Raw genomic sequence first — 13,339 nt, 5'->3', positions numbered from 1 at the left:
GCCTACAATCCAAATTTTTCTATCCTGCGGTACAGGGCTGCACGGGTAAGCCCCAGTTCAGCCGCTGCGCGGGATATATTGCCTTTATGGTTATCTATCGCTTTCTGTACCATCATCCTTTCCATTTCCTCCAGATCCATATTGGCGGTAACGGGGGCGGCACTGCCAAACCGCTGCGGACTCAGCTGCAGGTCCAGTTCCGTGATCTCATGGCCGTCTGCCATGATGATGGCCCTTTCCATCACATGCTGAAGTTCCCGTACATTTCCCGGCCAGTGATAGCCCAGTAAAGTTTTCCCTGCTTTATCACTGATACGGCTGATGTTCTTGTGGTACTTGGTGCTGAAGGTCTGCAAGAAATGGTTGGCCAGCTGCAGGATATCTTCCGCACGCTGGTGCAGCGGTGGCAGGATCAGTTCTACCGTATTGATCCTGAACAGCAGATCCTGTCTGAAGGTACCTTTTCCCACCATCTCATTCAGCGGCATATTGGTGGCCGTGATCAGCCTGACGTTTACTTTGCGCTCTTTACTTTCCCCAAGCCTGGTTACCGTGCGGTTTTGCAGTACGGTCAGCAATTTGGATTGCAGCGGCAGCGAGAGGTTCCCGATCTCGTCCAGGAAGATGGTGCCGTTATCGGCAAGTTCAAACCTGCCCGGACGGTCATCCCGCGCATCGGTAAAAGCGCCTTTGGCATAGCCGAACAGCTCACTTTCAAACAGGTTTTCATTGAGAGAACCCAGGTCTACATGCATGAAGATATTGTTCTTTCGTAAAGAGTGTTTATGCAGCTCATAGGCGAACACCTGTTTACCTGTCCCGTTTTCGCCAAGGATCAGCACATTGGCATCTGTTGGCGCCACCTTAACCAGGGTATGCTGCAGCTGCTGGATGGGGCCGGATGTGCCGATAATATTTTCAAATTTCCTGGCAATATCATTCTGCAGTGAAGAATGGATCTTCTCCAGTTTTTTCACCTTTTTAGTAGATTGCCTTAATTTTGAGGCCGCGGAAAGGGTAGCATACAGTTTATCATTTTCCCAGGGCTTGAGAATAAAATCTGTAGCGCCTTTTTTGATGGCCTGTACCGCCAGCTCTACGTTTCCATAGGCTGTCATTAAGATCACCACATAATCCCTGTCAATAGAAAGGATATGTTCCAGCCAGTATAAACCCTCACGCCCGTCGCTCGCGCCCTTTTGATAGTTCATATCTAAAAGGATAATATCTATTTCATTGTGGCTCAGGAGTACATTGATCTCTTTTGGAGATTTGCAGATGACCACCTGGTTAAAGTGCTGCTTTAAAAACAGTTTTGCACTCAGCAGAATGTCATCATCGTCATCAATTACTAAAACGTTAGCTTCCGTCATTTTACAAGATTTATTCAAAAATAATTGAATTGTCCGATGTTGTACATTAAGTGTCCGATAACGAACGCTGTTTTTAAAATTAAATATTTAATACGCTGTTTTACAGTAATTTAAATCTATGTTTTTTCTTTGGCATATCCTTGGCATAAGGGTTTGCAGGATACAAAGAACAGCAATGGATAAGATTATAGAGAAAAAGAGATTCAGTAAGAAAATGGTTTTTATAGCCATAGGCGGGGTGTTGTTATTTACACTCGTTGCCTACGGATATAAACTCTCGCTAAGCAAAGTATATAAAGCTGATGCCGACAAACTCACCATCAGCAAAGTGAGGTATGGCGATTTTGAAGATGTGGTTTTGCTGAATGCCAGCGTAGTGCCGCTTACCTCCGTAATCGTGAGTTCATCTGAAGGTGGTACCGTAGCTGAGATCTTTGTGGAGAACGGGGCCAGTGTCACCAAGGGTACGCCCTTGCTCAGAATTGCAAATCCACATGCGCTTTCCGGCTATACCACCAGTGAAACAGGTATCATTGAGCAGCAGAACCAGTTGCGTAAAGTGCGGCTCGACCTGGAGCAGAACCAGCGGGTGATGACCCAGGAGATGATGGTGATCGAAGATGCATTAAGAACATCCAGGCGCAAGTTTAAAATTGACAGCGCCCTGTTTACCAAGAAAGTGATCACCAGGGAAGAATTTAACACTTCCAGCCAGGATTATGAATATAACAAAGGCCGGAAAGATATCATGAAACAGGCCGTGAAGCAGGAGTTCCAAAGCAGGGTGATGCAGTTGAAACAGATTGATTTTTCTGTAGGCCGGATGAATGAAAGCCTGGAGTCCATCAGGGAGAATATTGAAAACATGACCATCAAAGCCCCTGTTTCGGGCAGGCTGTCATCTTATGACCCGGTTGTAGGTAAATCTTATGCTGCCAATGAGATGCTGGGCAAAATCGACGTATTGCAGGGCTACAAACTGCAGGCAGGAGTTGATGAATATTATGTGAACAGGGTGAAGGAAGGGCAGACCGCCAATTGCGAATTCAACGGCAAAACATATGAGTTAAGGGTGAGCAAGGTCATTCCGGAGGTTACTGCAGGGCAGTTCCAGGTAGAACTTGTTTTTGAAGGAAAATCACCGGATGAACTGCGGAGAGGTTTATCTTTACAGGTAAAGCTGACGCTGTCTGACAATAGTAAATCACTGTTACTGGCCCAGGGGCAATTCTTTCAAAGTACCGGGGGCTCATGGGTGTTTGTGCTGAAGGATGGAAAAGCCATGAAAAGAAATGTAAAGATCGGACGTAAAAACTACCAGTACTATGAGATCATGGAAGGGCTGCAGAAGAACGAAGAGGTGATCACCTCGTCATACGACCAGTTTAACCAGTACGACGTGATAGAAGTCAGCAAATAGTGCTGCCTGAGATAAAGAGAAATCAAATAAGATAAAACTCATAAATATAAGACCATGATAAAAATTGAGAACCTGGAAAAAGTCTACAAAACGGAGGAAATAGAAACTACTGCATTGAACGGAATCAATATGCATGTAAAAACCGGCGAATTTGTCTCCATTATGGGGCCTTCAGGTTGTGGCAAATCTACCCTGCTTAATGTAATGGGTTTACTGGATAAACCTGAAAGCGGCAGCTACAAGTTCCTGGAGACCGAACTGCTCAGCATGAACGACAAACAGCGCTCCAACTTCCGTAAGCAGAACATGGGTTTTGTGTTCCAGAATTTTAACCTGATCGATGAACTGACTGTATTTGAAAATATAGAACTGCCCTTAATTTATAACAAGGTTCCTGCTACAGAACGTAAACGCCTCGTGAACGAGATCATCGAGAGGATGAACATCGTTAACCGGAGCGGCCACTTTCCACAGCAGCTATCAGGTGGTCAGCAGCAGCGTGTTGCGGTGGCACGTGCACTGGTGACCAAACCCAAGCTGGTACTGGCCGACGAGCCTACAGGTAACCTGGACAGCTCCCACGGGAATGAAGTGATGGAGCTGCTCTGTGAGCTGAATGAGCAGGGAACAACCATTGTGATGGTAACCCACTCTTCACATGATGCAAGTTTCTCAAACCGGATTATCAACCTGAAAGACGGGCATGTGATCTCCGAAAAAATAAATAAAAGCCGTACTGAAGAACTGATCTAACCAAAGAAATACCATTGAGGACGGTGAGTGTAGCTGAAGATTTCGTCTGGGGCTCTTCTGCACACTGGCCGCCTCAGGTGGTAAATCATAAATAATAGCGACGATATGTTCAAGCTCAACTTTAAAATAGCCTTACGAAACATCTGGAAGAACAAAACGTCTTCACTGATCAATATCAGCGGACTAGCCATTGGTTTGGCCGCCTGCCTGGTGTTATTGCTGTATGTGTCTTACGAATGGAACTTTGATAAACACGCAAAAGACGATGTAAATATCTACCAGGTGATGATGAACCACAAGGGAGCAAACGGACAGATTGCAGAAACGGGGCCAAGTACGGCAAATGTGATTGCACCTCTGTTCAAGCAGAAATACAGCTGGGTAAAAACAGCTGCAAGACTGAGTTGGGCCATGCCTTTCTTAGTATCTGGCGAGCTGAACAGTTATAAAAAAATGGGGGAGTTTGCTGACCCTGAGATCCTGGATATTTTCGGCTATACTTTTATCTATGGCAATAAACATACGGCATTAAGCACGCCGAACAGTGTCATTGTTACGGAATCAACAGCAAGACTGTTTTTCGGTACTACCGACGTAATGAACAGGTCCATCCGTTTCCAGAACCAGCTTGACCTGAAGATCACCGGTGTGATTAAGGACCTTCCGCCCAATGTATCCAGGTCTTTTGATTACCTGATGCCATGGTCTGTCTATGAATCACAATTTTCCTGGGTTCGGGAACCTAACTGGGAAAGCTACAGTTATACTACCCTGCTGAAAATAGATCCCCGGGCCAATGTGTCTGAGATCAACGCCTCCATTAAAGATCTTTATCAGAAAAACGGACTAAAGCTAAAGGTTGAGCCCTTCCTTTTTCAATACAGCAGCTTACATCTGTACGGAAACTTTGTCAACGGTATAAGCACCGGGGGCGGAATAGAACAGCTGCGTTTATTTATGGGGTTGGCCGTTGGCATCCTGCTGATTGCCTGCGTAAACTTTATGAATATGGCTACGGCCAAATCTGAAAAGCGCGCCAAGGAAGTGGGGATTAAAAAAACTATCGGTGCTTCAAGGGCCGGTCTGATCAGTCAGTTCCTGATGGAATCACTGGTTTTAACCGTCCTCAGCGCCGTGATGGCCGTTGTGCTGATTGAAATGTGCCTCCCCTTATTTAACCGTCTGCTTGCCATTGAACTGAATATCAACTATTCCAGTGTGGCAATGTGGCTGGGTTTAGTCGCCGTAGTATTGGTCACCGGGCTGATCGCAGGCAGTTACCCTGCCTTTTACCTGTCTTCATTTAACCCGGTGCAGATCTTAAGAAAACGAAACCTGGGCAGGGGTATCTTTTCTATCACGTTACGTCAGGTACTGGTGGTGGGGCAGTTCAGCTTCGCGGTCATCCTCATCATTGCCACTACAGTGATCTATCAGCAGATCCAGTACATCAAAAACAGGCCGGTAGGCTACAATGTAAATGAACTCGTAGAGGTGGAGCAGGAAGGTGAGCTGTATGGGAAATACGAACTGCTGAAATCCAGGTTACTGGAATCCGGCGCAGTTTCTTCAGTACTGTCTTCTTCATCAACGATCTCAAAAGAACTGTCAAGTTCAAGTGGTGGCGAATGGCCGGGCTCATCTGAAGATGATAAGCTGATCAGGTTCAATACCATGGCCACCACCTATGGATTTGTAAAGACAACGGGAGTAAAATTAATATATGGCAGGGATTTTTCGCCAAAGTTTGCCTCAGATACAAACGCGATACTGATCAGCCATTCGGCCATGAATGTGATGAACCTGAAGAACCCCATTGGTCAGATTGTAAACCACCATGGGTATAAATCTACCATCGTAGGCGTGTTTGAGGATTTCATCCTGGGTTCTCCCTTTGAGAGCGAAAAGCCGCTGATCGTCGGTTTCAGCAGGGAATGGAGCGGAATGGTGACGATGAAGCTGAACCCTGCACATCCTGCCTCAGAAAATATTACTGCAATAGCAAAGATCGTGAAGGAGATCAATCCTGCATATCCCGTAAATATCACCTTTGTGAACCAGCTGTATGCGCAAAAATTACAATCCCAGAAGGTACTGGGGATATTGTCTAACTTCTTCGGCGGACTGGCAATTTTTATCTCCTGCCTGGGTTTGTTCGGCCTTGCCTCTTACAGTGCCGAACAGCGTACAAAAGAGATTGGCGTAAGGAAAGTATTGGGCGCATCGGTAAGCAACCTGATGGGGCTCTTATCATTCAGCTTCCTGAAAATGGTAGGCGTTGCCATTGTCATTGCCATACCTGTTGCAAATTATATCATGTCTGACTGGCTAAAGAGTTTTGAGTTTCATACTTCGGTGAATTGGGTGATCATCCTGCTGGCGGCGGCCGGCACTATAGGAATCGCCTTATTCACCGTAAGTTTCCAGGCTTACAAGGCGGCGAAAGCAAATCCGGTAGATGCATTAAAATACGAATAAATAATAGCACATCAACTCACAACAGATCAACAGTAAACTACATAAGTTACCTAAATCCCGGTTATCATGTTTAAACTTAACTTTAAAATAGCTTTAAGAAACATCTGGAAAAATAAAACTTCCTCCCTGATCAATATCAGCGGACTGGCTATTGGGTTGGCTGCCTGTCTGTTGCTGCTGTTGTATGTTGCCTATGAATATGATTATGATACACAAACCATTGATACCGGGCAGACCTATAAGGTGATGATCAATGGGAGGGATGCTAACGGAGAAGTTGATGGAACAGCAGATGCTACACCCAATGCGATAGCGCCTTTGCTTAAGCAGAATTATCCGGCCGTCAAAGCCGCAGCCAGAATAGAAGGCCAGGGAAAAAGACTGATTGCCAATGGTGCTCAGACCCTGAAAAGAACCACCTATTTTGCAGATCCTGACCTCCTGAATATTTTCGATTATCATTTTATCTACGGAGATAAGCGTACTGCCCTGACTGAGCCGAACAGTGTGATTGTTACAGCATCCACAGCCAGGATGTTATTCGGAACAACTGATGTCTTGAACAGATCGGTGCGGTATGACGATAAAACGGATCTTAAGATCACCGGCGTGATCAAAGACCTGCCCGGCAATACATCTGTTAGTTTTGATTTCCTGCTGCCATGGTCTTTGAATGAGGCATACCGGTCCTGGATCAAGCGTCCCGACTGGGGAAATTTAAACTACAAGACGATCATAAGGATGAATCCTGAAACCGATATCAAACAGTTTAACCGGTCTGTAAAAGGAGTGATCAAACAGCATGCTTCATGGTCATCAAACGAGATGGTACTGTTTCCGTTAAGCAAACTGCATCTCTATGATACTTTTGTAAAGGGAGAAAGTACAGGCGGCAGGATAGATCAGCTGCGTTTGTTCATGGGGCTTGCGATTGGCATATTACTGATCGCCTGCATCAATTTTATGAACATGGCTACCGCTAAATCTGAAAAGCGGGCAAAAGAAGTTGGCATCAAGAAAACGATCGGCGCAACGCGTGGCAGCCTGATCGGCCAGTTCCTGATGGAGTCAATGGTATTGACCGTTCTCAGTACTACCCTGGCCATCGTGCTGATTGAGCTCTGCATCCCGTTTTTTAACAGGCTGCTGGACATTCAGCTGGGTATAAATTATTCCAATAGCTCTATATGGATTGGCCTGATGGGCGTTGTACTGATCACAGGTTTAATTTCAGGCAGCTATCCCGCATTTTACCTGTCGTCTTTTAACCCTATCCAGATTTTAACGAAACGTAACATAAAGAACGGACTGTTTTCTGTAAACCTCAGGCAGATACTCGTGGTGGGGCAATTTAGTTTTGCCGTCATCCTGATCATTGCTACTACGGTGATCTATCAGCAGATTCAATACATCAAAAACAGACCAGTCGGATACGAGATCAATCAGCTGGTGGAATTGCCACAGGAAGGTTTATTGTATGATAAATTAGATGTCCTTCGAGAAAGGCTGGCTAAATCAGGTGCCGTACTGTCGCTCTACCAGTCTTCCGGAACGATTGCCACTGAGACCTCGTGGTTTTCAGGAATGGAATGGCCGGGATCTTCGGAGGCCGATAAGCTGCAGAATTTCTCCCAGCTGGCCACAACGTATGATTTTGTAAAAACTACAGGTGTAAAACTGGTTGCGGGCAGGGACTTCTCCCGTAGTTTCGCTTCTGACAGTGCTGCGGTATTATTGAACCGCTCCGCGGTGAAGAGAATGAATTTGAAAGATCCGGTAGGGCAAACGGTAGTTGCCCATGGCAATAAGGTCACTGTAGTGGGGGTGTTTGAAGATTTTATACTCGGCTCTCCCACATTGAAAGGAAGCCCCTTGGTGGTAGCTTTCATGAAGGGTTGGGGCGGTAAGGTAACCATGCGAATGAACCCTTCCAATAGCGTTACTGAGAATATAGCTACCATAGAAAAGATTGTAAAAGAGGTGAACCCCGCGTATCCAGTAGAACTTACGTTCGTAGATCAATTGTATGCGGAGAAATTAAAAACGCAGCGTGTACTGGGAATCTTATCCAACCTGTTTGGCGGTCTGGCCATCTTCATTTCCTGCCTTGGCTTATTCGGCCTTGCCTCTTACAGCGCTGAACAGCGTACCAAAGAGATTGGCGTAAGGAAAGTACTGGGCGCGTCTGTCTCCAGTTTAATGCAGCTGTTATCCTTCAGTTTCCTGAAAATGGTGGCTTTTGCAATCATCATTTCCGTTCCCATAGCCAACTATGTGATGAATAACTGGCTGCAGAATTTTGAATTCCACACCAGTATCAGCTGGCTGATCGTATTGCTGACCGCTGCGGGAACCCTGGCCATTGCCCTGTTGACCGTAAGTTTCCAGGCCTACAAAGCGGCAAATGCCAATCCTGTTGATGCACTTAAGTACGAATAACAGGATAATGGACAGCACACTAAGAAATAACAATAAAAATAACAACACCAGCATAAACATATTTTAACCCGGTCTGACATGTTTAAACTCAATTTCAAAATCGCCTTACGGAACCTGTGGAAGAATAAAACTGCCTCACTGATCAATATCAGCGGACTGGCTATAGGTTTGGCTTCCTGTCTGTTGCTATTACTGTATGTGTCCTATGAGTGGAATTTCAATAAGCAGTTAAAGGATGAAGCCAACGTTTACCAGATCATGATCAACTTTGACGGCCCTGCCGGAAGTATCAGTGGAACAGGACCGCGGACACCAAATACCGTCGGGCCGGCTCTTCAACAAAGCTACACCAGTGTGAAGGCGATGAGCCGGATCGATGACGGGGATTCCAGGCTCATTGCCAATGGAAGAAACAGTTTTAAAAAGAGAGGCCGTTTTGCGGATGCCGGTATTCTTAAAATATTTGATTACCATTTCATTTCCGGTGACCAAAAGACAGCACTTGATGCGCCAAACAACGTGGTGCTTACCGAATCTACCGCTAAGCTGCTGTTTGGTACTGCGGACGTACTAAACAGGTCTGTCCGTTTTGAGGACAAAGTGAATCTCAAAATTACCGGGGTGATCAAAGATCTACCGGACAATACTTCACTTCAACTGGACTACCTGATGCCCTGGACGCTGTTTGAGGGAATGTACGAATGGACAAAACGTCCGGCATGGACAAATTATAGTTGGACAACCCTGGTGACGTTAAGCCCGGATGCCGATCCGGACCTGCTCAACAATTCTATCAAAGGGATCATCAAAAAACATGTATCCGATGCTACGTCATCTCCCATGCTTTTTCCATTCAGCAAATTACACCTCTATGGGGAGTTCACAGAGGGAAAAAGTACAGGCGGTGGAATTGAACAACTGCGCCTGTTTATGGGGCTTGCCATTGGCATTCTGCTGATCGCCTGTATCAACTTTATGAACATGGCTACTGCAAAATCAGAGAAACGGGCAAAGGAAGTAGGAATTAAAAAAACGATCGGGGCAACCCGGGGCAGCCTCATCAGCCAGTTCCTGATGGAATCACTGGTGCTTACCTTGTGCAGTGCCGTCATGTCCATCGTGCTGGTGGAGGTGTTCCTTCCCTTATTCAATAACCTGCTGGGGATAAAAATGAACATCGTATATGCCAATCCTTACCTGTGGATAAGCCTGATCGGTATTGTTCTTTTTACCGGGGTTGTGGCAGGCAGTTACCCTGCATTTTACCTGTCTTCGTTTAACCCGCTGCAGGTGCTCCGGAAAAGGACCCCTTCCCGCGGGATATTGTCTGTCAGCCTTCGCCAGGTACTGGTGGTGGTGCAGTTTAGTTTTGCCGTGATCCTGATCATTGCTACAACAGTAATCTACAAACAGATACAGTATCTTAAAAATAAGCCTGCTGGTTACCAGATGAATGAGCTGGTGGAATTGGCACAGGACGGGCAGCTGGAAGGTAAATTTGAGCTGCTGAAAGAACGGTTAATGCAGTCCGGCGCGATAGAAGGGATCTGTCAGCTGTCCGGCAGCATGGCCATGTACAACTCCAATTTCTGGGGGATGGAATGGCCGGGGTCCAATGAAACGGAACGGCATATGGTCTTCAGCCAGATGGCTACCACTTATGATTTTGTAAAGACCACCGGGCTGAAACTGGTTGAGGGCAGGGATTTCTCCCGTCAGTTTCCTTCAGATTCTGCCGCAGTGATGCTTAGCGTTTCCGCGGTAAAGCAGATGAACCTCGTTAATCCGGTTGGAAAAATCGTGAAATACCAAGGGGATAATTGTACCGTAGTAGGTGTATTTGAGGATTTTGTCTGGAATGCCCCCTCTCAAAAACAAGACCCGATGGTGGTGGCTTTCAGAAAACAGCAGGGCGGATATATCACCATGCGTTTAAATTCTGCGAATCCTGCGTCAGCTAATCTGGCTGTGATTGAGCGCATCGTTAAAGACATTAACCCCGCATACCCTGTAGAATTTAAATTTGTTGATGCGCTCTATGCCGAAAAATTGAAGTCCCAAAAGATCCTGGGGCTGCTTTCCAATGTTTTTGGCGGACTGGCAATTTTCATCTCCTGCCTGGGCTTGTTTGGCCTTGCAGCCTACAGTGCCGAACAGCGGACAAAAGAAATAGGGGTGAGGAAGGTACTTGGCGCCTCTGTGGCCAGCCTGATGCAACTGCTGTCACTGAACTTCCTGAAGATGGTGGTACTGTCGATCATCATTGCGATACCTGTCGCTACTTATGTAATGGATAACTGGCTGAAGAAGTTCGATTTTCATACTACGGTCAGCTGGCTGATGATCGCGATGGCCGCGGCCGGTACGATAACTATCGCCCTGCTTACGGTCAGTTACCAGGCTTATAAAGCCGCAAAGGCAAACCCAGTGGATGCGTTGAAATATGAGTAAGATTTTCCGTTTACCCACCAACCCATACCAGAAAAGATCATGTTTAGACTCAATTTTAAAATAACCCTTAGAAATCTTTGGAAAAACAAAGGGTATACGCTGATCAATGTTGGCGGTCTTGCCATTGGCCTTGCCAGCTGTATGGTATTGCTGCTGTATGTCGCCTATGAATGGTCATACGATAAACAATCAAAAAATTATGCGGATACCTATGTGGTCTACCAGCATCAGGTTACAAGCTCGGGCATGATGAGCTGGGCGTGGACTCCGGGAGTGCTTGCACCAGAGCTAAGTGGAACTATTCCGGGGGCTGTTATGGCCTCCCATTCCAGTTATCCGCAGCCGCAGCTGCTGAGCTTCCATGAAAGTTATTTCAAAAAAGCTGCCGTTTATGGCGATCCGCAGTTCCTGAAAATCATGGACTATAAATTTTTAAAAGGCAACCCTGCCCGCGCACTTCGGGAAGTCAATTCTGTCATACTTACCGAAACCCTGGCTAAAAATCTGTTTGGGAATGAAGACCCGATCAATAAAATTGTTAAACTCAATAATAAGGAAGATCTAAAAGTGGATGCTGTCATTGCTGACATCCCGAAAAACAGCAGTATTGAATTTGATTACCTGCTGCCTTGGAGTTTATGGGAAAGACAGCAGCCCTTTGTAAAAGAGTCTGGCTGGGGCAATAACTTTTGCCTTACACTGGTGCAACTGCAGAAGGGAGAAAACTTTAGCAAAGCCGATGAATTGCTTAGCCACGTTTTAGCCAATCATCAACAGGGTGCAACAGGGCATTATTCCCTGCATACGTTATCAAAATGGCATTTATACAGTGAATTTCAAAACGGAAGGTCAGTTGGAGGAAAGATTGACCAGGTCAGAATCTTTTTCATGCTCGCTTTCTGCATCCTGCTGATCGCCTGTGTGAATTTCATGAACCTGTCAACAGCACGTTCTGAAAAAAGAGCGAAAGAAGTAGGTGTCCGCAAAGCGATCGGTTCTTCAAGGAAATCGCTGATTAGCCAGTTTATGCTCGAATCTGTTTTGCTCTCCGTTCTCGGGATGGTAGTTGCATTTGTGTTGATAGAGATCAGCCTGCCTTATTTTAATGGGGTACTGCACACCGAACTGGTCATTCATTATTCGGACTGGAAGTTTTGGGGTGTTTTTGCCGGACTGACGATAGTTACAGGATGTATTGCAGGAAGTTATCCCGCATTTTATCTTTCTTCTTTTGAGCCTTTACAGGTTTTGAAAGGAGTTAAGACGACCGGAAGTACCTCGTTGTCTGTCAGGCAGGTACTGGTGGTTTTCCAGTTTGTATTTGCGGCCTGCCTGATCATCTGTACAGCAGTAATCTACCAACAGCTAAATTTTATCAAAAATAAATCCATCGGGTATAACAAAAATAACCTGGTTGAAATTCCCATTCAGGGGTCTATGCATAACGAGCAGAAATTAATTCTGTTAAAAGACCAGCTTTTGAAATCCGGTGCGTTGAGCGATGTTACTTTTTTTAGCCGCAGCATCAGCGAGGGGGGCAATAACACATTTGACGTGAACTGGCAGGGAAAAAATCCTAAGGAGAATGTATTATTTAACCACAGGAGTGCGGGATACGATTTTGCAAAAACGATGGGTTCAGGCATCATTAACGGCAGGGAGTTCTCTCCTAAATATACAGATACAGCAAATGTGATCATCAATGAAGCTGCGGTCAAGATCATGGGATTAAAAAATCCGGTGGGTACCGTTATTAAGTTCTGGAACAGCCCAGTCACGATCATTGGGGTGATGAAAGATTTTGTCATGGAAAATCCATATAGCCAAACGGCACCTTTAATTTTATACCACAAGATGAACGAGGTGGAAGTCGTGGTGGCACGTTTAAATGCAGGGACTAATATCAGCTCATCTATGGATAAAATCAAAGAAGTAACTGAAAGGCTTAACCCCGGCTTCCCTGTGGATACCAAATTTGTGGATGACAATTTCGAGCAGAAGTTCCAGAATGAAAAACTGCTGGGCACGGTTGCCAACTGGTTCGGGGGATTTGCCATTTTCATTTCCTGCCTGGGTTTACTGGGGCTGGCTTTGTATATGGCCGAGCAGCGGAAAAAGGAAATCAGTATCCGAAAGGTTTTAGGCGCAAGTAACATGAACATCGTGACGCTGCTGAATAAGGATTTTATCAAACTGGTCATTATCGCTGATCTGATCGCTTTTCCGATTGCTTATTTGATCATCAATCACTGGTTATCTACCTATAGTTTCAGGGTGTCTATCTCAGTGCTGCCTTTTGCCATTGCACTCGGCCTGTCCCTGATCATTGCCATTTTAACCGTAAGCGTACAGTCTGTCAAGGTGGCGAAAGCAAACCCTGTAGATGCCTTAAAGTACGAATAAAGAAGTTTTAAAAAATGGAATA

General features: G+C 45.6%; 7 protein-coding genes. 6 read left to right on the top strand and 1 reads right to left on the bottom strand.

Annotated features, from left to right (window positions below; all coding sequences use genetic code 11):
• Positions 1-2: 2 nt before the first annotated feature.
• Positions 3-1,373, bottom strand: coding sequence for a sigma-54-dependent transcriptional regulator (locus BLW16_RS16620; protein ID WP_090558697.1), 1,371 nt, complete (start codon positions 1,371-1,373; stop codon positions 3-5).
• Between the two features lie 175 nt (positions 1,374-1,548).
• On the opposite strand from BLW16_RS16620, the gene BLW16_RS16615 reads away from it, so the two are divergent.
• The 6 genes from BLW16_RS16615 to BLW16_RS16590 all read left to right on the top strand — a co-directional run bounded on the left by BLW16_RS16615 (position 1,549) and on the right by BLW16_RS16590 (position 13,317).
• Positions 1,549-2,793, top strand: a complete 1,245-nt coding sequence (locus BLW16_RS16615) for an efflux RND transporter periplasmic adaptor subunit (RefSeq protein WP_090558696.1) — start codon at positions 1,549-1,551, stop codon at positions 2,791-2,793.
• A gap of 54 nt (positions 2,794-2,847) precedes the next feature.
• Positions 2,848-3,546 (top strand): ABC transporter ATP-binding protein, encoded by a 699-nt coding sequence (locus BLW16_RS16610; RefSeq protein WP_090558695.1) that lies wholly within the window; start codon positions 2,848-2,850, stop codon positions 3,544-3,546.
• A 105-nt stretch (positions 3,547-3,651) separates the two neighbouring features.
• Positions 3,652-6,024, top strand: coding sequence for an ABC transporter permease (locus BLW16_RS16605; protein ID WP_090558694.1), 2,373 nt, complete (start codon positions 3,652-3,654; stop codon positions 6,022-6,024).
• 66 nt (positions 6,025-6,090) lie between these two features.
• Positions 6,091-8,463, top strand: a complete 2,373-nt coding sequence (locus BLW16_RS16600; RefSeq protein ID WP_090558693.1) for an ABC transporter permease — start codon at positions 6,091-6,093, stop codon at positions 8,461-8,463.
• 78 nt (positions 8,464-8,541) lie between these two features.
• The gene (locus BLW16_RS16595; protein ID WP_090558692.1) at positions 8,542-10,914 is read left to right on the top strand and encodes an ABC transporter permease; all 2,373 of its coding nucleotides are present in this window, start codon (positions 8,542-8,544) and stop codon (positions 10,912-10,914) included.
• 39 nt (positions 10,915-10,953) lie between these two features.
• Positions 10,954-13,317: an ABC transporter permease gene (locus tag BLW16_RS16590; protein ID WP_090558691.1), complete on the top strand. Its 2,364-nt coding sequence runs from the start codon at positions 10,954-10,956 to the stop codon at positions 13,315-13,317.
• Positions 13,318-13,339 lie beyond the last annotated feature (22 nt).

This window comes from Pedobacter hartonius (genome assembly GCF_900107535.1).
GTDB lineage: Bacteria > Bacteroidota > Bacteroidia > Sphingobacteriales > Sphingobacteriaceae > Pedobacter > Pedobacter hartonius.
The sequence above is the reverse complement of the archived record's forward strand: the minus strand, read 5'-3'. Positions and strand labels throughout refer to the sequence as shown.

Bases quoted from the DNA above. Each gene is read 5' to 3' on its own strand.
- BLW16_RS16600 (WP_090558693.1), top strand. From the start codon at position 6,091: ATGTTTAAACTTAACTTTAAAATAGCTTTAAGAAACATCTGGAAAAAT.
- BLW16_RS16595 (WP_090558692.1), top strand. From the start codon at position 8,542: ATGTTTAAACTCAATTTCAAAATCGCCTTACGGAACCTGTGGAAGAAT.
- BLW16_RS16605 (WP_090558694.1), top strand. From the start codon at position 3,652: ATGTTCAAGCTCAACTTTAAAATAGCCTTACGAAACATCTGGAAGAAC.
- BLW16_RS16590 (WP_090558691.1), top strand. From the start codon at position 10,954: ATGTTTAGACTCAATTTTAAAATAACCCTTAGAAATCTTTGGAAAAAC.
- BLW16_RS16610 (WP_090558695.1), top strand. From the start codon at position 2,848: ATGATAAAAATTGAGAACCTGGAAAAAGTCTACAAAACGGAGGAAATA.
- BLW16_RS16615 (WP_090558696.1), top strand. From the start codon at position 1,549: ATGGATAAGATTATAGAGAAAAAGAGATTCAGTAAGAAAATGGTTTTT.
- BLW16_RS16620 (WP_090558697.1), bottom strand. From the start codon at position 1,373: ATGACGGAAGCTAACGTTTTAGTAATTGATGACGATGATGACATTCTG.